The organism is Streptomyces sp. NPDC060366 (assembly GCF_042725135.1).
Lineage (GTDB): Bacteria > Actinomycetota > Actinomycetes > Streptomycetales > Streptomycetaceae > Streptomyces.
Genome location: NZ_JBHXDC010000004.1, coordinates 1 through 22,630, shown reverse-complemented (window position 1 = coordinate 22,630; position 22,630 = coordinate 1). Strand labels below are relative to the sequence as shown.

Annotated in this window: 16 protein-coding genes, 1 tRNA gene and 1 riboswitch; of the genes, 9 read left to right on the top strand and 8 right to left on the bottom strand. The window is 71.7% G+C overall.

Annotated features, from left to right (window positions below; genetic code table 11):
* Positions 1-57: 57 nt before the first annotated feature.
* The gene (locus tag ACFWHU_RS12645; RefSeq protein WP_387225134.1) at positions 58-711 is read right to left on the bottom strand and encodes an HAD family hydrolase; all 654 of its coding nucleotides are present in this window, start codon (positions 709-711) and stop codon (positions 58-60) included.
* A 103-nt stretch (positions 712-814) separates the two neighbouring features.
* On the opposite strand from ACFWHU_RS12645, the gene ACFWHU_RS12640 reads away from it, so the two are divergent.
* The 5 genes from ACFWHU_RS12640 (at position 815) to ACFWHU_RS12620 (ending at position 5,140) form a co-directional block, all read left to right on the top strand.
* Positions 815-994: a hypothetical protein gene (locus tag ACFWHU_RS12640; protein ID WP_385797003.1), complete on the top strand. Its 180-nt coding sequence runs from the start codon at positions 815-817 to the stop codon at positions 992-994.
* Between the two features lie 70 nt (positions 995-1,064).
* Positions 1,065-1,138, top strand: a tRNA-Met gene (locus tag ACFWHU_RS12635).
* Between the two features lie 185 nt (positions 1,139-1,323).
* Complete coding sequence (locus ACFWHU_RS12630) at positions 1,324-2,070, top strand: MerR family transcriptional regulator (RefSeq protein WP_387224850.1); 747 nt, start codon at positions 1,324-1,326, stop codon at positions 2,068-2,070.
* Between the two features lie 136 nt (positions 2,071-2,206).
* Positions 2,207-3,613 (top strand): PP2C family protein-serine/threonine phosphatase, encoded by a 1,407-nt coding sequence (locus tag ACFWHU_RS12625; protein ID WP_387224849.1) that lies wholly within the window; start codon positions 2,207-2,209, stop codon positions 3,611-3,613.
* 296 nt (positions 3,614-3,909) lie between these two features.
* Positions 3,910-4,064: riboswitch (cyclic di-AMP (ydaO/yuaA leader) on the top strand.
* An 11-nt stretch (positions 4,065-4,075) separates the two neighbouring features.
* On the top strand, positions 4,076-5,140 hold the full coding sequence (locus ACFWHU_RS12620) for a M23 family metallopeptidase (protein ID WP_385797009.1): 1,065 nt from the start codon (positions 4,076-4,078) through the stop codon (positions 5,138-5,140).
* Positions 5,141-5,206: 66 nt separating this feature from the next.
* Here the strand turns inward: ACFWHU_RS12620 and ACFWHU_RS12615 are convergent, their stop codons facing one another.
* The 4 genes from ACFWHU_RS12615 to ACFWHU_RS12600 all read right to left on the bottom strand — a co-directional run bounded on the left by ACFWHU_RS12615 (position 5,207) and on the right by ACFWHU_RS12600 (position 10,581).
* Positions 5,207-6,469, bottom strand: a complete 1,263-nt coding sequence (locus ACFWHU_RS12615; protein WP_387225133.1) for a PrsW family intramembrane metalloprotease — start codon at positions 6,467-6,469, stop codon at positions 5,207-5,209.
* Between the two features lie 220 nt (positions 6,470-6,689).
* Positions 6,690-7,427: a tRNA (guanosine(46)-N7)-methyltransferase TrmB gene (gene trmB / locus ACFWHU_RS12610; RefSeq protein WP_387225132.1), complete on the bottom strand. Its 738-nt coding sequence runs from the start codon at positions 7,425-7,427 to the stop codon at positions 6,690-6,692.
* A 199-nt stretch (positions 7,428-7,626) separates the two neighbouring features.
* Entirely contained in the window at positions 7,627-8,874 is a 1,248-nt protein-coding gene (gene lhgO, locus ACFWHU_RS12605) for an L-2-hydroxyglutarate oxidase (protein WP_387224848.1), read from the bottom strand.
* Positions 8,875-9,042: 168 nt separating this feature from the next.
* Entirely contained in the window at positions 9,043-10,581 is a 1,539-nt protein-coding gene (locus ACFWHU_RS12600; protein WP_387224847.1) for a sporulation protein, read from the bottom strand.
* Between the two features lie 583 nt (positions 10,582-11,164).
* Between ACFWHU_RS12600 and ACFWHU_RS12595 the strand changes: the two genes are divergently transcribed.
* Positions 11,165-13,264, top strand: coding sequence for an asparagine synthase-related protein (locus ACFWHU_RS12595; RefSeq protein ID WP_385797014.1), 2,100 nt, complete (start codon positions 11,165-11,167; stop codon positions 13,262-13,264).
* Positions 13,265-13,347: 83 nt separating this feature from the next.
* Here ACFWHU_RS12595 and ACFWHU_RS12590 read toward each other — a convergent pair whose 3' ends face one another.
* Positions 13,348-15,369 (bottom strand): sigma-70 family RNA polymerase sigma factor, encoded by a 2,022-nt coding sequence (locus tag ACFWHU_RS12590; protein ID WP_387224846.1) that lies wholly within the window; start codon positions 15,367-15,369, stop codon positions 13,348-13,350.
* 337 nt (positions 15,370-15,706) lie between these two features.
* On the bottom strand, positions 15,707-16,489 hold the full coding sequence (locus tag ACFWHU_RS12585) for a TetR/AcrR family transcriptional regulator (protein WP_385797018.1): 783 nt from the start codon (positions 16,487-16,489) through the stop codon (positions 15,707-15,709).
* Positions 16,490-16,811: 322 nt separating this feature from the next.
* On the opposite strand from ACFWHU_RS12585, the gene ACFWHU_RS12580 reads away from it, so the two are divergent.
* Positions 16,812-18,260 (top strand): NAD(P)/FAD-dependent oxidoreductase, encoded by a 1,449-nt coding sequence (locus ACFWHU_RS12580; protein ID WP_387224844.1) that lies wholly within the window; start codon positions 16,812-16,814, stop codon positions 18,258-18,260.
* A 137-nt stretch (positions 18,261-18,397) separates the two neighbouring features.
* Positions 18,398-20,182 (top strand): SpoIIE family protein phosphatase, encoded by a 1,785-nt coding sequence (locus ACFWHU_RS12575; protein WP_387224843.1) that lies wholly within the window; start codon positions 18,398-18,400, stop codon positions 20,180-20,182.
* A 17-nt stretch (positions 20,183-20,199) separates the two neighbouring features.
* On the opposite strand, the gene ACFWHU_RS12570 is transcribed toward ACFWHU_RS12575, so the two are convergent.
* Complete coding sequence (locus ACFWHU_RS12570) at positions 20,200-21,480, bottom strand: MFS transporter (protein WP_387225131.1); 1,281 nt, start codon at positions 21,478-21,480, stop codon at positions 20,200-20,202.
* Between the two features lie 146 nt (positions 21,481-21,626).
* Between ACFWHU_RS12570 and ACFWHU_RS12565 the strand changes: the two genes are divergently transcribed.
* Entirely contained in the window at positions 21,627-22,169 is a 543-nt protein-coding gene (locus ACFWHU_RS12565; RefSeq protein ID WP_385797024.1) for a MarR family winged helix-turn-helix transcriptional regulator, read from the top strand.
* Positions 22,170-22,630 lie beyond the last annotated feature (461 nt).

Below are 22,630 nucleotides of genomic sequence, written 5' to 3'. Positions count from 1 at the left end.
CCGCCCGCGCCGCCCGCGCCGCCGCGCCGCCTGCGCCGCTCAGACCGCTGGGACCGCTCAGACCGGCTGCCGCAGCTCCGCCACGATCGGCGTCAGCTGGGTGAGCGTGTCGATCCGCCAGTCCGCCGCCGCGACGACGTCCGGATCGTCCGCCGTCAGATAGCCCCAGGGGCCCCGCCGCAGATGCGCCGCCCGCAGCCCGGCCCGCTGGGCGGGGAACAGGTCGTGTATGGGGTGGTCACCGACGTACAGAATCCGCTCCGGCGCGGTGTCCGCCGCCTCCACGACGCGGGTGAAGAACTCCGCCGACGGCTTGGCCACGCCCCACTCGTCCGACGTGACGACCAGATCGGCCGGCAGATCGAGCCCCCGCAGGAGCTCACCGGCCTTGGCGGTCTGGTTGCCGGCGATGATGACGCGCGCGCCGAGCTGGTGCAGCCCGGCCAGGGCCGGCCGTACGTCGGGGTAGAGATCGGACTCGTCCAGGTGCTCGCCCCGGCCCGCGGCCTCTCTGGCGCGGTACGCCTCGCCGACATCTATCCCCGGTTTGATGAGGTGGAGGGCGTCGGTGTTGTCCCTGCCCTGTGCGGTGACGGCGCCGACCAGCGCGGAGACGGTGTGGCGGGGGACGCCGAGCCAGTCGGCCCAGGAAGCCCAGTGACGGTCGTCGCGGACGAGAGTCTCGCCGACGTCGAACACGATGGTTTCGATCACCGGTGTAAGCGTAGGGGCTGAAGGGCTCCGGACGGTGGCGATACGAGGACGTGGGGTACACGCTCTGCCGATTGTCAGTGGCTGGCCGTAGCCTTACCCCATGTCAGCTTCCTCTGATGCCCGTCCTTCCGTCCGTCCTGCCGCCGTGGTCAACACGGAGATCCGTGCCCTGTGGGCGCGGGCGGGCCGGACGCTGTCCCCTGCCGAGCAGGACGAGTATCAGCGGCTTCTGGTCGAGTGGGCGGCCGCCGTCCACGCCGATGTGGTGGAGGCCGCTTAGGCCGATCGGTGCCCCGGACGGGAAAATGGAGATGATCTTGGTCCGGATGGCGTAATGTTGCATTCAACGGCGCGGGGTGGAGCAGCTCGGTAGCTCGCTGGGCTCATAACCCAGAGGTCGCAGGTTCAAATCCTGTCCCCGCTACTGGTAGAGAACGAAGGCCCGGATCCACTGGATCCGGGCCTTCGTCGTGCGCCGATCCCCTGCTGCCGACCACCTGCCGATTCCTGCCGATCCCCTGTCGGCCTCCCGTGTCGTCGTTCCTTGCCGCCGTGTCCCGCGAAATCGGGCTTGACCTTTACGTCACGTCAAGATTTAGCGTTCCGGACATGGAGTGGTCGATCCAGGACATCGCGAAGAAGGCCGGCACGACGAGCCGCACACTCAGGCACTACGGCGAGCTGGGGCTGCTGACCCCGAGCCGGGTCGGCGGCAACGGTTACCGCTACTACGACCAGGACGCCCTGGTCCGCCTGCAGCGGATCCTGCTGCTGCGTGAGCTCGGCCTCGGTCTGCCCGCGATCGCCCGGATCCTCGACGGCCAACAGGACACGGCCGCCGCACTGCGCACCCATCTCTCGCTGCTGGAACAGGAGCGGGAGCGGGTGGGGCGTCTCATCGCCTCGGTGCGGACCACTCTCCACAAGACCGAGAACGGAGGAGAGCTGATGGCCGAGGAGATTCTCGACGGCTTCGATCACACGCGCTACGAGCGTGAGGTGACCGAGCGGTGGGGCCGGGACGCGTACGAGAAGGGGGACCGCTGGTGGCGTTCGCTGAGCGAGAGCGAGCGGAAGGAGTTCATGGGCCGGCACGAGGACATCGCCCGGGACTGGGGCCGGGCCAGGAAGGACGGCCGCGCCCCCGACAGTGAGGAGGCGCAGGCCCTCGCGCGCCGCCACTACGAGTGGCTGTCGACCACGTCGAACGTCGGCAAGTCGTATGTCATCGGGGTCACCGCGATGTACGTCGACGACCCGCGCTTCGGCCGGAACTACGACAAGTACGAGGAAGGCGCGGCCGTGCTCGTACGGGACGCGATGAAGGTGTACGCCGAGCGCCATCTCACCGACTGACGGCCGCCCCGGCGGCCGGGCCCCGCCGATAGCCCAGTCGGTCGATGGCCGGGTAGCCGCCGGACGCGGAAAGAGTCAGCCTGGGAAGTGCGCGGTACCGTGCGCAGCCGTCGGCGGACCGGGCAGGAGACGACTGGTGGGGCACCTGAGAGACAACGGAGACGACGGGACGGCACGCGGCGGGAGCGACGACCGTTCCGCCGAGGGTGCCGCCCGCCGTCGCCTGTCCGCCAGGACCAGGCTCCGCAGTCTCAGGAACAGCGTCGAGCGCGGGATCCGGCGTAGCCTCCGGCGCGCCGACGCCGGCTTGGGTGAGGCGAGCCGGCCGCCGGAAGACCCCGACTGGGACGACTCCTTTTCCCCCGGCGGGCGTCCCTCCGGCTCCGGTTTCGACCGCCCCCGCAGGGCCAGGCGGCGGCGCGCCCGGCACCGCGCCCGCTCGCCGTATCCGATCGTGGAACTCCTGCCCGGCCTGATCATCGTGGTGGCGATCGTGCTGGACCAGGTGACCCCGACAGCCTTTACGGCTTCCCCGCTCTTCGCGGCGGCGCCGCTGGTGGCCGCCCCGTTCTTCTCGCTCGCGCGCACCCTCGTTGTCGGCATCGTGTCGACCCTGGTCTTCCTGGGGCTGCATCTCGGGACGGGGAATCTGCAGGACACCGCGACGATCAGTCAAGCGCTGAACGTCTTCACGGTCTCCGTCCTCGCGCTGGCCATCAACGGGGTCGTACGCCGCAGCGGTGAACGTCTCGCCTCGGCGCGGGTCATCGCCGAGGCGGCCCAGCGCGCCGTGCTGCCCACACCCGCCGCCCGCATAGGCGGGCTGCACATCGCCGCGCGTTACGAGGCGGCCGAGGAGGGCGCGTTCATCGGCGGTGACCTGTTCGCCGTCCAGGACACGGCGTACGGGGTACGGCTGGTGGTCGGTGACGTACGCGGCAAAGGCATGGGCGCCGTCGAGACCGTGGCCGTCGTCATCGGCGCCTTCCGCGAGGCCGCCGAGCAGGAGAGTTCGCTCGAAGGGGTCGCGCAGCGGCTGGAGCGGGCACTGGCGCGCGAAGGCACCCGGCGCAGCGGGATCGATTTGTTCGAGGGCTTCACCACCGCCGTCCTGGCGGAGATCCCGCATGTCGAGGGCATGGTGCGGGTGGTCAACCGCGGGCACCCGGAGCCGCTGGTGCTCGCCGCCGACGGCGCGCTGACGGTGCTTGCCCCCTCCGACCCGGCGCTGCCGCTCGGGATGGGCGAGCTGGGGGCCTGGCCGGACCGGGCGGACGAGGTCCCGTACGTGTCCGGGTCGACGCTCCTGCTCTACACGGACGGTCTCACCGAGGCGCGCAACGCGGCGGGCGTCTTCTACGACCCGCGCGAACGGCTGGCGGGACGGATCTTCCCCGGCCCCGACGAGCTGCTGGAGGCGATCGTCGGCGACGTACGGCTGCACACCGGCGGCGGCAGTACGGACGACATGGCGCTGCTGGCCGTCAGCCGGCCCACCGCGCGGCAGCCGGAGCGGCGCAGAACGATGCCCGTCGTGCCGTGAGGCGGCTCGTCGCGCCGCCCGCCCCGCACCCCGTCGTGCCGTGATGTCATCTCGACCGGCACGCTGTGTAGTTGAGGCGCACCGCTCCGCATAACATTTGACGCACCGTCAGTTCGAGTGTGTGATCGCACACGGCCTAAGAGTCGATCAACTCGCCCGATTACGCCCGCTTGTGGCCCGGTTGATCCCGGCCGTCATCGCTAACGATCACCCGGAACAGCTTGGAATAAGCCCCGGTCGTCTATTAACGTTCGATAACGCAGCGCGGTTGTCCCAGCCGTCGAAAGAGACGGCACCGTGCGCACGCGCCGAATTCCGCAAGGAAACCGGGGAACCACCAATTGGGGTGAATCGGGCGCCTCTTGCTGCCTCGTGCGGTCAAGAACGCTCGTAGGAGACCTTCCTGCTCCGAACCCGTCAGCTAACCCGGTAGGCGAGAAGGAAGGAAAGGAGAGCGCCCCAGTGGCGTCCAACAGGCCTGCCCCCGAAGCCTCAGCCCCGGCCCATTTCGGCCCCGGCAGCCGGCTCACCGGCACCGATCACAGCAACGGCGAGGCGAACAGGGACTGGGAGGAGTGGAATCCCACCGCGGACTCCATCCGTCCCGTACGCGGCAAGCACCGTGTCGCCAAGCAGCGCAACGCTCTCGCCCGCAGCTCCACGGTCCTCGGAGTAGGCGTCATCGCCGCGGTCGGCGCGGGAGGCATCGCCTCCGCCCAGGACAAGCCCGCGGTCTCGATATCACTTCCCGACGCGATCTCGGACAGTTTTCCCGACGCCAAGTCTCTTCCCGGCGTCGGGTCTTTCATGTCCGACGGGGACAAGAAGAACGACGAGACGCCCTCCCCGCTCACCACGGCGGCCCTCACCGCCGCTGACGCCCAGCAGGGCACCACCGACTCCGGCGAGGCGCTGCGCGCCCGGATCCTCCAGCAGGCCGAGCAGCAGCAGGCCGAGGCCGACGCCGCCCAGAAGGCGAGCGCCGAGACGGCCGCCGCCGAGACGGCCGCGGCCGAGGCCAAGAAGCAGCAGACCGACGCGCAGGAGAAGGCCGCCGAGGCGAAGCGCAAGGCCAAGGAAGCGGCGGAGGCCAAGGCGGAGAAGGAGCGTCTGGAGAAGCTGGCCGCCAGCTTCTCGCTGCCCACCTCCTCGTACACGCTCACCTCCACCTACGGCCAGACCGGCTCCATGTGGTCCTCCGGCCAGCACACCGGCCTGGACTTCGCGGCCCCCACGGGCACGCCCACCAAGGCCGTGCACAGCGCGACCGTCAAGTCGGCCGGCTGGTCGGGGTCCTACGGCTACCGCGTCGTGCTGGAGCTCGAAGACGGTTCGGAGATCTGGTACGCCCACCTGTCCTCGATGACGGTCAGCGCCGGCCAGAAGGTCACCACCGGCGAGACCATCGGACGCGTGGGAGCCACGGGCAACGTCACCGGCCCGCACCTGCACCTGGAGGTGCACACCGCGGGCGGCAGCGGGATCGACCCGCTGAGCTGGCTGCGCAGCAAGGGCCTCGCCCCCTGACCGGATCCGGACCAGGGTCGGATGATCCGGCCCTGTCCCCTCCGGCTTGATCCGAAGAAGCAGGACTCAGCTCCGATACGGGTTGTAGCCGCCGTAGTCGATGTACGGCGGCGGCGTCCACACCCGCCCCGTCGCCCGCGCCGCGTAAGCCAGCGCGGGCGACGCTATTTCCCGGCGCTGCCACATGTGGTGCAGCAGCTCCTGCTCGCGCTCGACGTAGTCCGGGCCCGCCGTGCCGCGCCCCGCCCGGTGGCGCAGGAACGCCAGGGACGTCGCGAACGCCTCGTACTCACCGACCGTGCGGGCCGCGTCGGCCCCGTAGCCGCGCCCCGCGACGGTGCGCGCGATCGAGCGCGCCCGCATCGAGGACAGGGCGAGCGGCTCGGTCTCGGCGAGCCAGCCGGCCGCCGCGTACGCGGGCAACTCGGCGGCGACCGTCCGCAGTTCGCGTTGCCGGCTCCAGATCGCCAGCCAGGTCAGCAGGGCGAAGGCGGGAACCATGAACGCCGCGTACACCGCGTAGAAGCCGTACGGGCCGAACAGCGAGGAGGAGCCGTTCCACAGCGCGTGCGTGCCCATGGCCAGCACGAGGCCGAGGACCGGCATCAGCCGGCGGCGGAAGCGCTGGCGGCGAGTGGCGAGCGCGGCGATACCGAAGCCGATGCCCGTCAGCACCGTGAAGAGTGGATGCGCGAACGGCGACATCACGACCCGTACGAAGAAGGTCGCCGCGGTCACGGACGCCAGGCCCGAGTTGCCGATCTGCTGGTCCTCGCCGAAGGCGCTGCCGAGATAGAGGATGTTCTCGGTGAAGGCGAAACCGGTCGCGGTGAAGCCGGCGACGACGACTCCGTCGACGAGACCGGTGAAGGACTGCCGTCGGAAGAGGAAGATCAGCAGGATCGCGGCGGCCTTCGCGCTCTCCTCGACGATCGGCGCGACCACGGTGGCGCCCAGGGACTCCGCGCCGCTGGGATCGGCGGTGGCGGTGGCTATCCACTCGGTCGCGAAGGAGTTCGCCGTTATCGCCACGAGGGCGGCGGCGCAGGCGCCCCAGGCGAAGGAGAAGAGCAGATTCCGCCAGGGGCCCGGCTCGACCCGGTCCAGCCAGCGGAAGGCCGCCATCAGCAGCGGCACGGGCAGGATCGCCAGACCGAGACCGACCAGGAAGCCCTGGGTACCGGTCTGTTCCCGTACGAGCGACAGGATCAGCAGACCGCACAGGGCGAGCAGGATGACCACCGCGCCCGCGCGTACGGCCGGGTGCCGCCAGACGGAGCGGCGCGGCCGGTAGCGCCAGCGGGAACGCTCCGGCACGGCGGCCCACATGTCACCGAGCCGCTGCTGCTGCTCGTACGCGGGGATCGCCGGGTGCGTCGGTGCGGGCGCGGTCGTGGGTGGGTGCGGGTCTGTTCGCGGGTGCGCGTGCTTGGGCCGGTGCTCGTGCGGGGGCGGTCGGAACGGTTCGGACACCTACTGACCCTAACGAGCGGCACCGACAACTCGCGACGGTGCCCGGCTCGTCCCGGCCCGCCCCGACGCCTTGCTGCTACGCCGCCGCGCCGTCCGCGACCCGGCGGAAGAGCAGGTCGCGCACCGCATGCCCCTTCTCCAGGCCCTGGCCCTCGAACCGGGTGAGCGGCCGGAAGTCGGGACGCGGCGCGTAACCGGTGTCCGGGGACGTGTTCTCGTAGGCGGGGTGCGCGGTCAGCACGTCGAGCATCTGCTCGGCGTACGGCTCCCAGTCGGTCGCGCAGTGCAGTACGGCGCCGGGCTTCAGCCGGGGCGCGACCAGGTCGAGGAACTCGGGCTGGATCAGCCGCCGCTTGTGGTGGCGCTTCTTGGGCCACGGATCGGGGAAGTAGACGCGGATCCCGGCCAGCGACCCGGGCGGCAGCATCTCCCGCAGCAGGATGATCGCGTCGCCGTTGGCCACCCTGATGTTGGAGAGCCCGTTCCGCTCGGCGAGACGGAGCAGGTTCCCCTGCCCCGGCGTGTGGACGTCGGCGGCGAGTATCCCGGTGTCCGGGTCGTCGGCGGCCATCCGCGCGGTCGCCTCGCCCATGCCGAAGCCGATCTCCAGGACCACCGGCAGCCCGCCGAACATCGCGTCGAGGTCGAGGACGCGCTGTCCGTCGATGTCCAGGCCCCAGGAGGGCCAGAGCCGCCGCAGGACGTCGGCCTGGCCGGTCGTCACGCGGCTGCGGCGCGGCTGGAAGCTGCGGATACGGCGCTCGAAGTGCGATCCGGCGGGGTCGGCCGCCGGGCCCGTGCCCTCGGGGAACATCCGGCTCCGGGGGTCGGTGCGGTCGGCGTGCGCGCTGTCGGCACGGTCGCCGTCGCGGTCGCTGTTCACGTTCATCTGGGTCTGGGACACGTTTTCTCGGGCACGTCGGAGTCGGACAGGATCCTCTCGATTCTACGGACCCGCCCGCGGTGCCCGGCGAGATCCCCAGGACGCGGGCCGACCGGTCCCGGGCCACGTCCTAGATTCCGTCCGCGTCCTTCAGCATCGTCAGCGCCCGGCTCGCCACCTCGCGGCCGATCGGGAGCGCGGCCGTCGCCGCCGGTGACGGGGCGTTGAGCACATGGACCGCGCGCGGTCCGCGCCGGATCAGGAAGTCGTCGGCCAGCGTGCCGTCCCGCAGCACCGCCTGGGCGCGCACGCCGGCGGTCGCGGGGCGCAGATCGGCGTCCGTCACGGCGGGCAGCAGCCTCCGTACGGCGGTGGCGAAGGCGCGCTTGGACAGCGAGCGCCTCAGCTCGCCCGCGCCGTACCGCCAGTGTCTGCGGGCTATCCGCCAGGAGCCGGGCCAGCCGAGGGTGCCCGCCATCTCACGGGGGCGCACGGCGGACCAGGAGTAGCCCTCGCGGGCCAGCGCGGGCACCGCGTTGGGGCCGACATGGACACCGCCGTCGACACCGCGCGTCAGATGCACCCCCAGGAACGGAAAGGCCGGATCCGGCACCGGATAGACCAGCCCGCGGACGAGACCGGGCCGGGCCAGTTCGAAGTACTCACCCCGGAACGGGACGATCCGCATGCCCGGGTCGTCGCCCGCGAGCCGGGCCACCCGGTCGCACTGGAGCCCCGCGCAGTTGACGAGCACGCGGGCCCTGACCACCTCGCCGGCTGCTGTACGCACTGCGACGCCCCAGGCCCGCCGGTCGACGACGGTGACCTCCGCGCCGTACCGCACGGTCGCGCCGGACACCTCCGCCGAATCGGCGAGCCGCGCCGCGACGGCCCCGAAGTCGCAGACCCCGGTCGTGCCGACGTGGATCGCGGCCAGGCCGCGCACCTCCGGCTCGTACTCCATGATCTGCGCCGGGCCCAGCTCCCGTACCGGAATGCCGTTCTCCCTGCCGCGCTGGACCAGGGCGTGCAGCCGGGGCAGTTCGTCCCGGCCCGTGGCGACGATGAGCTTGCCGGTGACCTCGTGCGCGATGCCGTACTCCGCGCAGAACTTGACCATCTCCGCGGCGCCCTTGATCGCGTAGCGCGCCTTGAGGGATCCGGGGCGGTAGTACACACCGCTGTGGATGACTCCGCTGTTGTGCCCCGTCTGGTGCCGCGCGGGGCCTGGCTCCTTCTCCAGGACCGTCACACGGGTGCCCGGTGCGGCGCGGGTGAGCGCGTAGGCCGTCGAGAGACCGACGATGCCGCCGCCGATCACCAGCACGTCGCAGTCGTAGCCACGGCCGCCCACGCGACCCGAGCCGTCTGTCTTCACTCGCGCAACCTCCCACCCCGATAGTGCACTGGCCCACTGACAATGCCCTTAAACCACCGGGGTGCCACGCGTGTCCCTCATCGTTCACCAAGCATTCGGGCAGCGGGCCCGACCACTGGCGCGTAACGGCTGTACACGTCCCTGCCGTGCACGGCCCCGCCGCACGGCCTACGCGGGCGCCACCAGCAGCGGACGTGCCCGCTCCCGCAGCTCCGCGACCCTCGGCTCGTCGCCGTACGGCTCCAGTCGGTGCAGCAGATCCCGTACGTACTCCGTCGTGCGCGCCGACGAGATCCGTCCCGCCACCTCCACGGCACGTGTCCCCGCCGCGCACGCCGCGTCCAGATTGCCGGACTCCAGCTCGGCGACCGCGCTCACCACCAGGCGTAACCCGTGCGACCGTGCGAACTCCTCGGTCGGCCGGGACAGCGCCTGCTCCGTGAAGCGCCGCATCTGCCGCGGCGCCTTCAGATCGCGGTAGCACTCGGCGGCGTCGGCGGCGAAGCGGTCGTAGGAGTAGAAGCCCAGCCAGCTGGGATCCGCGTCGCCCGCGCGGGAGCGCTCCAGCCAGCCCTCCGCCGCCTTGAGCGCGGCCCCGGCCGCCGCCGCGTCGCCCGCCTTCGCGTGCGCGCGTGCCTCGACCAGCCGGAAGAAGCTCATGGTGCGGGCCGTCGCGAGCCCCCGGTTGCGTTCGAGCGCGGCCTGGGCCAGGTCGACGCCCTCGTCGGCGAATCCGCGGTACGTCGCCTGGAGGGACATCGAGGCCAGCACATAGCCGCCGAGCGGCACGTCCGCCGCCGCGCGGGCCAGACGCAGGGCCTGGATGTAGTACCGCTGCGCCGCCTCCTGTTGACCGGTGTCGAAGGCCATCCACCCGGCCAGCCTGGTCAGTTCGGCGGTCGCGCCGAAGAGGCCGCGGCCGACCTCGTCGCTGTACGCGGCGAGCAGCAGCGGCGCCGCGTCCACCCGAAGGCACTCGGGCACCATCGACGAACGCCAGTCCCCGCCGCCGTACTTGGAGTCCCAGCGCCGGGCGTCGGCCGCCGCCTCGCGGAGCTTGGCGACATCGCTGTGGCCCACGCGCAGGGGCGACAGCTCGCCACCGGCGTCGGCTCCGGGCGCGCCCGCGGGGCCCGCCGCGGCTGGTGTGAGGACCGACCCCGGTGGCGGGGTCAACCCCGGTCCGCCGTGCGCCGCGTGCGCTCTGCGCGCCGCCTCGGCCATCGCCGCGTCCCGCGCGACGGACGAGTCGGCGGGCGATATCAGCCACCGTGAAGCGGGCGTGGCATATGCGCTGACCGCGAAGGAACCGGCCAGCGACTGCCAGATGCCGCCGCTGCCCGCCCGCCGGCCCGCCAGGTCCAGCCGGTACAGATCGGTCGCCGACCGCACCGCCTCGCCCACGTCGCGCGGGAAGGCGAGACCCACCTCCGGCGCCGGATCGGCGTCGGCCAGGCCGATTTCGTGCAGTGGCACGGGCCGGCCCAGCTTGGAGCCGATGGCCGCGGCGATCAGATGGGGCGCCGCACCCTGCGGAATCATCCCCTTCGAAACCCACCGCGCCACTGAGGTTTTGTCGTATCGAAGCGTCAGACCGCGCTGCGACCCGAGGTCGTTGACCCGCCGGGCGAGCCCGGCGTTGCTGATTCCCGCGAGGGCGAGAACGGTGCCGAGCTTCTCGTTCGGCCCGCGTAGCTCCCTGGACATGCGTCACCCCTCGACACACAGACGGCCGCCCCGCCGGCCCCTCTTTCTGAGGAACCCCGTGGCATTCGTAAACCCAGCGTAGTTCGCCGCATCCCTACCGTTAAGGGGCGGACGTCCGGATGGCGGGATTGTTGTCCGTACGCGAGTACGTGTGAAACCCGCCCCGGATCGAACGTGCTCCGGGTGTGTGGCCGTGCGCCCGGCCGTGCGCTCTTGGCCTAAAGAGGCCGGGAGCGCTTCCATGAGTGCTGCGTGGGTCGGCCCACTGCGTACTGGAACCAGTGGGCTGGGGGACACCGCCGCCTCATTTCCCCGCGGGTGGCGGATCGGTCCGGGAGGTGATGGCGCCTCCCGGACTGTACATTTACCGACGTTCTGTCGGCGGATCGGGCTCGGAGATTGGCTGAATGCTGTCTGTCCGACCTGAGCCCCTCGCAGCGCCAATTGGCCTTTGCCAGGGGCGCATTCGCATTTCGCGCTCCCTCACGGGGGCCACTCCTGTGTGCCGTTGTCGTGGCAGCATGTTCACGAACGACTGATGACGACGGGTACGACACTTGATCCACAGGCTGTGGAGGCGCCGATGCGCTGGTTGGTGGGGTGGAGCAGTATCGCCGCGAGCTTCGGCACGGCGGGCTCCGTGGGCGATCAGTCCGAGGGCCGCACGGTCCACCCCGTCGGCTCCCAACTCCTGTGGGGCGACCCGGATCCGCTGTGGGCCGTCGGCGACTGGCGGGACGACGAGGTCCGCGTCGTCAGCGTCGACCCCTTCACCCGGCTCGCCGTGTTCGGCTGCTGCGGAGCCACCGACGAACAGCTGAAGATCGGGCTGTTCGCCGCCCGCGGCGGCGCCCTGCGCCATCTCACCGCCTGGCCCGGCAGTTACACGGCGGTCGCCCAGATCGGCCGCCGGATCACCGTCGCCGGCGATCTCGCGGGCGCAAGACCCGTCTTCCACACGCCGTGGGCGAGCGGCACCGCGTACGCCACCGCCGCCCTGCCGCTCGCCGACCTCATCGAGGCACAGCTCGACATCGGGCACCTGGCGGCGCTGCTCGCCTGCCCCGAGACCCCCGAAGCGCTGCGCGACTCCACGCCGTACGCGGGCGTCAAACGCGTCCCGCCCGGCCACGCCCTCGTCCTGCGCGAGGGCTCCCGTGAGATCACCGGGTACGAACAGGTCGCCTCGCTCGCCGTCGCCGCGCCCCAGGTCGACCCCGAACGGGCCGTCGAGGGAGTCAGGGACGCCCTCGTCGAAGCCGTACGGGCCAGACTCCTGGCGCCGCGTCACGCACCCGAGACCACACCGCCCGACCCCGGGCCAGTGCCGGGCATGGGGCCGGCCGACCGGCGCGCCGCCCGCGGCGGACCCGTCCCCGGCATCGGCGCCGACCTGTCGGGCGGCAGCGCCTCGGGCACGCTCGCCCTGCTCGCCGCCGGGCTGCCCGGCGCGCCCGGCACCGTCCTCGGCCACGGCACCGGCGCCGGCGAACGGCTCCTCGCCGTCACCTTCAACGACCTGGCCACCGGCGGGCGCGAGGCCGAACTGGAACGGGCCCGCGCCATGGCCTCCAACCCCCGGCTGCACCACGTGGTCGTCGCGGCGGGCGAAGAGGCCCTGCCGTACGCCGAGTTGGAGGGCCCGCTGACCGACGAGCCCGGCCCCTCACTCGTCACCGCCGAACGCCACCGCCGCCGGCTCGCCGCCGGCAGCGCCGACCACTTCACCGGGGCCGGGGCCCGCGAGGTGCTGGACGCCCACCCCGCGCGCCTGGCCGACCTGCTGATCGACCGGCGCCGCCGCGACCTGCTGCGGCCCACCACCGCGCTCGCCAAGGCCCAAGGCCCCTCGGCGGGCTCGCTGTTCGTGCCACTGACCGTCTACCGCGCGGCCCGCCGCCTCGCCCGTACGCCGTACCGCACCGGCCTCGAAGAGGCGGCCGCGCAACTCCCCGGCGCCCACCGCGAACGCGACGCGCCCGCCACCGACGGGCCGTTGGGCGCTTCCCTCGCCGCGCTCACCTGGTCGAGGCCCGGACCGGCGGCGCGCTGGCTCACGGGCGAGGCCCTGGCCGAAGTATCGGTTCGTCTCACGACGGCGGCGATCCGTCCGACGTCCGTCCAGCGGCCCGGAGAGGCCCGCGCGCGGGCCGCGCTGGCCAGGCACGCCGCCGACCACCGGATCTTCGAGCAGGCCGCTGAGATCCGCAGCCAGCGCCTCCACGCGCCGTTCTTCGACAACCAGGTCGTCCGGGCCTGCCGGGCACTCCCCGAATCGCTACGGGTCCAGCCCGGCGCCCGCGCCGACGTCCTGCGCGCGGTCCTCGCCGGGGCGGGCATCCACGATCTGCCGCCCGGCTGGGGCGCCACGACACACGCGACGTCGGCCGCCGCGACCCGCACCGGGATGCGGGCGGCCATCGGCGACCTGATGGCCCTGTTCGACGCGCCGCTGCTGGCCGACGCCGGCCTGATCGAGGCACGCGTGGTGCGCAAGGCGCTGCGCAAGGCGGCCGAGGGCGAACCGATCCCGCTGGACGGCATCGCCGACCTCGTCTCCACCGAACTGTGGCTCAGACGCCTGCTGTCCCGCCGGGGCACCTGCTGGACGGGCACGGCGGCCCCGCGCCAGCGCGCGGTCGCGGGCGGCGTGGTGCCACGCCGCCCCACGCTGCATCCGTAGGTACACCGGGCCCATCGGGCGATCGGGCGTGCGGTGTCCGCCGTACCGCCTTCGGCCGGTCGGTCGGACAGCCGCTCAGTCGCTCAGCCGCAACTGATGCTGGACCGCGCCCAGTCGGCCACCGCCACCGAGTCGAACGGCGTGTGCGGTTCGACCACCAGCCGGATCCTCTTCTGGCCTCCGATACCCACACTCACCGGCACCGCCGCCTCGCCGCCGCGCACCACCGGGGACCGCCAGAGCCGGCCGCCGTCGCCGTACACGGAGAAACGCACCGCGCCCAGACCCAGCGTCAGGTCGTCCACGCCGACCATCGCCTGGTAGGTGGCGCACGGGCGGTTGAGCTGGATGGCCACCGAACCCGCAGCGTGCATGGACGCCCCGTGCCCGTACCGCGTGCCGCCGATCGACATGCCCGGGCGCTGCCAGAGCCAACTGCTCTGCCCGATCAGCACCTCGGGCCCGGACCCGTCACCGGTCACGTCGAAGCTGAGCCGGTTCACCTGGTAGACCTCCGGGGCGGGCGGAGGCGGCGGCGCCGGGGCGGGCGGCTTCGGCTCGGCGGGCGGCGGCGTCGTCGGCGCCGGAGGCTCGGGCTCGGGCTTCGGCGGTGTCGGCTTCGCCTTCGTCGGCGTGGGGCTCGGCTCCGGTTCCGGCTTCGGCGAGGGCTTCTCGGGCGGCGGCGTCGGCCGGGGCGCCGGGGCGGGCGCGGCCGGTGGCTTCGACTCCGGTTCCGGCGCGGGCTTTTCCGGTACGACGGGCTGCACGATGGGCGGCTTCGCCTTCGGCTCGTCGGGGACCTCGTCGCCCGTCAGGGCCCACACCAGCCCGGCCGCCGCCGCGAGGGCGACCACCGCGGCGATCCCGGCCTTCATCGGCGCGCCCAGCCCCTCGGCCACCGCACCGCCCGCCGCTCCGGCGCTGCCTCCCGCCGAACCCGACGCACCACCGGCCGCGGCCGCCGCACCGGCTCCGGCCGCACCCACCGCGCCGCCGGCGACGACCCCGGCGGCCTTGAGCGAGTAACCGGCCGCGAACCAGCCGATGACCGCGATCGGAAGCACCGCCGGAATCCCGGCGTTGACGTGCGCCAACTCGCCCGCCACGATCCGGCACTTCGCGCACTCGTCCAAGTGCTTGCGCAGCCCGCGCTCGGCGCGGATACGCAGCCCGCCGCGCGCGTACGCCCCGAGCCGGTCGGCGTACCGCGCGCAGTCGCCTGCCGAGGCGACCGCCGTGTTCACATGCGCCTGGAGATACGCCTGCTTGAGACCCTCACGCGCCCGACTGGCCAGCACGGCCGTGGCGTTGGCCGTGAGACCGAACAGCGGCGCGACCTCGCTGGGCGACTCCTCCTCGACGGTGGTGTGCCAGAGCACCGCCTGCCAGCGCTCGGGCAGACTGCGGAACGCCTGCATCGCGAGCGTCCGCTCGGCCTCGTGCATGGCCCGCACGTCCGCGCCCAGATCGAGCGTGTCGTCGTCCGACACCTCGGCCGAGCGGACGGACTGCGCGGCGAACACCGCGAAGTCGTCGACCAGTTGCTCTCGCTTGGCCGTCTTCGTCCAGGCGGCGGCGACGCGACGTACGGTCGTGAGCAGATACGCGCGCACCGCCTGCTCGGGCCCCGCGCCCCCGCGCACCGCCTGGAGCGTGCGTGCGAACACCTCGGCCGTCAGATCGTCGGCGGTATGGGCGTCCCGGCAGCAGGTGCGCGCGTAACGCAGTACGGCAGCCGAGTGCCGCCGGTACAGCTCCTCGTACGCCCCGTCGTCGCCGTCCCGCATGCGCTGGATCAACTCGGCGTCCGACGAAGGCAGATCGGTGGCCGGTCCCTCGACGGGCGCCTCGGCCGGCCGGCCGCCGCGCTCGCGCTGCGGCGGCACAATCGCCTCCGCGTCCCCCGAAGGCGGCACAGGGACAAGAGGACCGACAGGCGGACCGACTGGCGGGCCGGCAGTCGGACCGAGAGGTCCTGACGGCCCGGCCGTTCCCGAGGAACCCCCCGGCCGACCCTGGCTCGGCACCTGCCCGGACGGCGGCCCACCCGTCCCCGTACCCCCCGCGCCGCCACCCAGTGGCTCATTCCGTCCGTCACCGCTCATCGCGGAAGCCCCCGTAGCGTCCTGCAGACCCGAAACACCGAGTCAGCGTGCCACAGCGCCCGCCACCGCCGAACCCCCCGTTGACAGCGACCACTCGTACGTGAGTCGTCACCGGAACAGGGCGCCCGGTCCACGACCGCACCAGCGGGATTCGACCGGTCGTCACCGAAACGTCGTTCACCAGGACGTCCGCACAGGAGCGCGCCCTCGGGAGGCGTTCACGGCGATGCTCACGGCGGGGTGCGGTGCGGTAGTCGGACGAACTACTGTCCGACTACCGCCCCACCACCTCAAGTTGACGTCGCCGAACACCGCGGGCGCCCGCCGGGCCCCCGCACTACGCCGCCCGGGACCGAAGCCCTTCGAGCAGGATGTCCAGCAGCCGGGCCGAAGCCGCCGCCTGCTGCGCCGCGTCCGGCAGCGCGGGCGCCGCCGTGGCTATCACCAGCAGGACATCGGCCACCGTCACACCCGGCCGCAGCTCGCCGGCCGAACGCGCGCGCTCGACCAACTGGCCCACGACATCGAGCAGTTCGACCGTGCCGGAAGCAGCGTCCGCCAGATCGCCGTCCAAGGAGCCGACCGCGCCGACCGAGGCGTGCTCTCCCGCCACGACCACGCGCAGATCCGGATGTCCGGACTGTCGCTGATGCGGCACCCGGGCCTCGTCCGCCGAGTCCGGGACGACCGTCGACTCGTCGACGTCCACCCCGACCCTCAGCACCTGCGGCGGCAGCAGCCTGCCCGCGCCGGAAGCCACCGACGTCCGCAGGAAGCGGGCGAGCGCGGACCACGGCTCGTCCTCCTGGCCCAGAGCCGCCCGAGCCTGCTCCGTCAGCCGGGAGGTCTCCTCCTCGGCTATCCGGCGGACCAGCACGTCCTTGCTGGGAAACCGCCGGTAGACCGTGCCGACCCCGACCCGGGCCCGGCGCGCCACGTCCTCCATCGGCGCCCCGTAACCGAGCTCGCCGAACACCTCACGAGCCGCCCGAAGGACGTGTTCGAGATTGCGCTGAGCGTCGACACGCAGCGGTGCGGCTCGGCCGATCCCGCCGGTGCTCGCGCGTCCGTTGCCGTCCACGGAGACGACGGCCTGCCAATGAGAATCCTGAATGTGCATAAGCGTTCCCCCGGTAATGACGTCTCCCCCCGGAGACCTCCCCGCCTTGACAGCCGGGGCGTTTCGACCAGTCACGGTCGACACCCCGACGGAGTACGAACATAGTTGAGCCCCGAGGAATTCAGAAGGGGGTGGTTCCGCACAGTGCGCCCCCCGATCGGAGCAAGGACCGGAAGATGCCTGATTCGGCACTCTCCTGCCGCCGACCCCGTACCACCTGACCTGCGAACCTTCCCTGCCACAGGGGGATTTGCGCACACGGGGCCGCCGGAGGGCTCCGGTCACACAATTTGCTGAGCCTGTGGACAAACCAAGGAGCCCGATGCCTCATGGGGTGGTGAAGGCAGAGATCTCCCGGGGGACGACCCCCGCACCACCGCCCCGCGCACGCGTCCTCGTCATCGGCGGCGGCTACGTCGGGATGTACACCGCGCTCCGGCTCCAGCAGAAGCTCAAGCGCGGCGAGGCGGAGGTCGTGGTCGTGTCACCCAACGCGTACATGACCTACCAGCCGTTCCTGCCCGAGGCGGCCGCCGGCTCGATCTCACCGCGCCACGTCGTGGTGCCGCTGCGCCGCGTCCTGCCGGACTGCAAGATCATCGTCGGCGAGGCCAGATCCATCGACCACGCCAAGCGCGTCGCGACACTCACCACCCTCGCCTCCGAGGAAGAGGCCGCGGCGAGAGCGAACACCGGCCGCCCCGGCGCCGACACCCCGGACGCGGACCCGATCCCCGGCTCCTTCGAGATGACGTACGACGAACTCGTCCTCGCCCCCGGCTCGATCTCCCGCACCCTCCCGGTCCCCGGCCTCGCCGAACACGGCATCGGCTTCAAGACCGTCGAGGAAGCCATCGCCCTGCGCAACCACGTCCTGGAGCAGATGGACATCGCCTCCTCCACCCGCGACCCGGAACTGCGCGACGCCGCACTCACCTACGTCTTCGTCGGCGGCGGCTACGCGGGCGTCGAAGCACTCGCCGAACTGGCCGACATGGCCCGCTACGCCACCCGCTACTACCACAACGTCAAGGCCGACGACCTGAAGTGGATCCTGGTCGAGGCCTCGGACCACATCCTTCCCGAGGTCGGCCACGACATGGGCAGGTACGCGGTCCGCGAGCTGCGGGCCCGCAACATCGACGTACGCCTCGAAACCCGGCTCGAATCCTGCGAGAACCGCGTCGCCGTACTGAGCGACGGCACCCGCTTCCCCACCCGTACCGTCGTCTGGACGGCGGGCGTCAAGCCGCACCCGATCCTCGCCGCCAGCGATCTCCCCCTCGACAAGCGCGGCAAGCTCATCTGTACGGCCAGACTCACCGTCGACGGCGCCGAACACGCCTGGTCCGCGGGTGACGCCGCCGCCGTCCCCGATCTGGCGGCGGACGAGCCCGGCGCCGAATGCGCCCCCAACGCGCAACACGCCGTCCGCCAGGCCCGGGTCCTCGCCGAGAACATCGTCGCCTCCCTGAGAGGCGAACCGCTGAACGACTACCGTCACCGGTACGCCGGTTCCGTCGCCTCGCTCGGCCTCCACAAGGGCGTCGCGCAGGTGTACGGCCGAAAGCTCAAGGGCTATCCGGCGTGGCTGATGCACCGCGTGTACCACCTCAGCCGCGTCCCCACCTTCAACCGCAAGGCGCGCGTGCTGGCGGAGTGGACCCTCTCGGGACTGTTCAAACGGGAGATCGTCTCCCTCGGCTCCCTGGAGCACCCACGTGCCGAGTTCGAACTCGCCGCCGGAGTGGAACGACCCAGAGACGTCTGACGTCCGATGTCAGTCCCGTCGGCCACACAGAACGTGTGACCATAGGTGGGTTCACATCTGCACAGAGTGATTCCGCAGAGAGCGATCCGGTAGCCCGCCAAGGCGAACAGCAACGACACCATGAGGCCTGAAAATCCGTGAATTTCACGCGTTGGAGCGCCCGGCTCCCCGGTACACAGCGCCGCATCGCCGCGCGGACCGACACGGGAGACTCCCCTGCCAAGCCACGGGACAATTCCGCGCATTCGCCGGGTGCCAAGAGTTCCGTGCCCGCCGCCCGTGGTGAATTCGAACGACACGGCGAGCAGCACGGCGACCGGGCAGGCGAACACCAGGACGGAAGACAGGACGGAGGGCCGGCGGGAATCCCCGCCCTCGAGGAGCTGTCCGTCCGCGACGTCCTCGGCGGGCTCCCCGCCCTCGTCGCGCTGGTGTACGGCCCCGATCACCGCGTCGCGTACGTCAACGACGCCTACACGGACGCGTTCGGACCACGCGAGCCCGGCACGGCCGCGGCCGACGGCTGCCCCGAACTGGTCGAGCTGGGCCTGATGCCCCTCATGGACCAGGTGCTGCGCAGCGGGAAGCCCCGTACGGTCAAGTCCCGCAAGGTCCAGGCGGCGACGTCCGGCACGACCGGCGCCACCGCGAACGCCACGGTCAACGGCTCGGCCACCGTGGCCCGCGACGGCTCGTACACGGTGACCTGCACCCCCGTCGAGACCAGCGGATCCGGCGGCGTCCTCATCTTCGCCGCCGACGTCACCGACCACGCCGAGGCCGCCGAACGCCTGCGCGCCAGCGAGCGCCGACTCCGCGAGACCGCCGTCGCCCTCCAGCGCTCACTCCTCCCGCAGGAGCTGGAACAGCCCGACGACCTCCGCGTCGCCGCCACATACCAGCCGGGCGGTACGGACGCCGCGGTCGGCGGCGACTGGTACGACGTGATCACCCTCGGCGCCGGCCGTACGGCCCTGGTCATCGGCGACGTCATGGGCCGCGGCGTCCGCGCGGCGGCCGTCATGGGCCAACTGCGCACCGCCGTCCGCGCGTACGCCCGCCTCGACCTGCCCCCGCACGAAGTCCTGCAACTGCTCGACGGGCTCGCCGCCGAGATCGACCCCAGCCAGATCGCCACCTGCGTCTACGCGGTCCACGACCCCAACGAGGGCCGGCTCGTCTACGCGTCGGCGGGCCATCTGCCGATCCTCGTACGGGCCGAGGACGGCACGGTGGCACGCGCCGCCGAACCGACGGGCCCCCCGCTCGGCACCGGCGGCTGGATCCACACCTCCGGCACCATCGACCTGGCACCCGGCTCAACCGCCGTCCTCTATACGGATGGTCTCGTCGAGCGCCGCAGCGAGGACATCGACGAGGGCGTGGCATCCCTGGAGCGCGCGCTGGCAGGCGCCAAGGGATCACCCCAGGTCGTCTGCGACCGGCTGATCCGCGCCATGGGCGTCACGGCCGAGCACGACGACGACGTCGCCGTGCTGGTCCTCCAGCACCCCGCCCGCACCGGACACTCCGCCGAGCTCTTCCACAACGCCGCGCTCGACCTGCTCGGCGGCATCGAGGCCGCACCGCGTGCCCGCGCGTTCGCCTCGGGAGTCCTCTCCTCGTGGCGCTTCCCCGTCGAGCTCAAGGATCTGGGCGTGCTCGCCACCAGCGAACTCGTCGCCAACTCCCTCCAGCACGGCACCCCGCCGATGCGGCTCAGACTCCGCCGTACGGACCGAAGACTGATCATCGAGGTCACCGACGGGGACGACCATCTGCCGCTGCGGCGCCACGCCGAACCGGCGGACGAGGCGGGTCGCGGCATCTCGATCGTCGCGACGATCGCCTCGTCCTGGGGCTCCCGCCGCACACCGGGCGGCGGCAAGGCGGTCTGGTGCGAGTTCGCCCTGCCGCACTGACACGCACCGCGTCACCCTCAATACGAGGCGGTGACGGCCTCCGGCTTGTGGACGGCCACGACCCGCGAGGTGTACGCGAGTGACGGCTGGTCCTGCACGGGGGTGAGCCGCCGGCCCAGCCGGAGCGCCAGCACACTGACACCGAGCGAGAAGAGTACGAACGTCACGATGTACGGGCCGTGCAGAGCGGCCCCCATCGGCCCGCCCACAGCCGGACCCAGGGCCAGCGCCAGCTGCTTGACCAGAGCGAAAGCGGCGTTGTACTGCCCGACCATCTCGTCCGGCGCCAGGTCCGCCACCAGCGGGGCCACGGTCGGCGACAGCATCGACTCACCGAGTCCGAACAGCGCGTACGTGGAGATGAAGGCGGCGGTCGCCATCGTCTGGCTGCCGTGCCCCAGGCCCGCGTATCCGGCGATGACCCAGGCGAGCGCCCAGATCAGCCCGACCGAGGCGACGACCCGGCTCCGCCTGCGCCGCTCCACCAGCCTGAGTACGACGAACTGCGCGACGACGATCACGGCGGTGTTGGCGGCCAGTGCGACACCGAGCGTCGACGGGTCGATCCCGGCGGCCTCGGTGCCGTACGCGGCCAGCCCGGACTCGAACTGCCCGTAGCAGGCGAAGAACAGCACGAAGCCCAGCACGCACAGCTGCACCATCGCCCGGTGTCCGAGCAGCGCGCGCAGCCCACCGCCCCCGGCCCGCGCCCCCATCTCCTTGGGAAGGGAGGCGGCGGACGTACGGGGGAGCCGGACCGTGCCGGCGACGGCGGCCAGCACCAGGAACATCGCGGCCTCGATGCCGAACAGCAGGGTGAAGCTCCCCGGCCTGGAGACGTCGACGATCTGCCCGCCGATCAGACCACCGATGCCGAGCCCGAGGTTCTGGAGGAAGAACTGCGTCGCGAAGGCCCGAGTCCGGGTCGACGGCTCCGAGCACCACACGATCATCGTGGCGAGCGCGGGCTGCATGACGGCCGTACCGGCGCCGAGCAGCGCCGCCGAGAGCACGGCGGCCGGCACACTCGCCGCCACCCCTATACCGAGGGCACCCACGGCGGCCAGCGCCGCACCACCGACGACGACGGGCAACGGCCCGCGCCGGTCGATGACACGCCCGGTGAAGGGCAGCGCGACGAGCGCGGCCATGGCGAAGACGGCCAGCACGGCCCCCGCCGTACCGGCACCCAGGTCCCGCACCTGGGCCACATACACATAGAGATACGGGACGGTGAACCCGAGCCCGAACGCGCTCAACGCGTTCCCTGCCTGGATCCGGCGCATCGCGGCGCCCATCACCCTGGTCACACTCACCTGCCTCTGAGGAGAAGACTCAACACTGGAAGACCTGAGGTCTGAAGACTTCAAAGCTAAAGTTAGATCCTCAACAATACACACCGAAGGACTTCAACGCCAACGACGGGCGTGCCATACTGCGCCGCATGTCAGACACCCCCGAGGAACCGAGCCTCGACGAACAGATCGCCGCCTATCAGCGGGAGTTCGACGATCTCGACCCCCAGGTGGAGAAGGTCGTCTCGGCGCTCGGCCGGCTCAACCGCCGGATGAACGTGGCGTACGGGAGACAGGTCTCCGACCTCGGCATCAGCAACGCCGAGTGGGAAGTCCTCAAGACCCTTGTCCTCGCCGGAGCCCCGTACCGCCTCGGTCCGGGCGAACTGGCCAAACGCCTCGGCCTCACCCCGGCGGCGATGACCCACCGCGTCGACCGCATGGCGGGCGAGGGCCTGGTCACGCGCGACCGGGACGAGAACAACCGCGTACGGGTGATCGTCGAGCTGACGGACGAGGGCCGCACGAAATGGCTGGAGGCCATGCGCATGGCCTCGGACTTCGAGGAGGACCTGCTCCAGGACCTCTCGACCGAGGAACGCGGAGTGCTGGGCGGGCTGCTGACCCGCCTGCTCCGCCGCGTGGAACACGCCCAGCCGGACGCCGGCGGGCGCCTGACCGATCTGGACTGACGGAGACGTGGGCCGACGGGAACCCGGACCGACGGAGGGGCGAACAGCCCAAGTTGACACCGCCCGGACCGGTCCGTAAGGTTCTTCGAGTTGTCATGGAGCCGTAACGGTTCTACGACACGCTCCGGCCGCTTGAATGCGGCACACAAACTCTGCTGGACCCCCGGACCGGGAACAATTTCGGCATGCCGAAATCGATTACCGGGACTCGATTTGTGAGTCGGCGGGGAAACGGGCTAGAGTTTGAAACGTCGGAACGGCCGCAGGGCCGGAAAGACAAACCCGCTGACTGGGAATCAGGCGCCGAAAGGTTCTGATAGAGTCGGAAACGCAAGACAGCAAGACCGAAGGGAAAGCCCGGAGGGACCCGGAGACGGGACCGAAGGAAGCGTCCGTTCCTTGAGAACTCAACAGCGTGCCAAAAGTCAACGCCAGATATGTTGATACCCCGACCTCGTCCA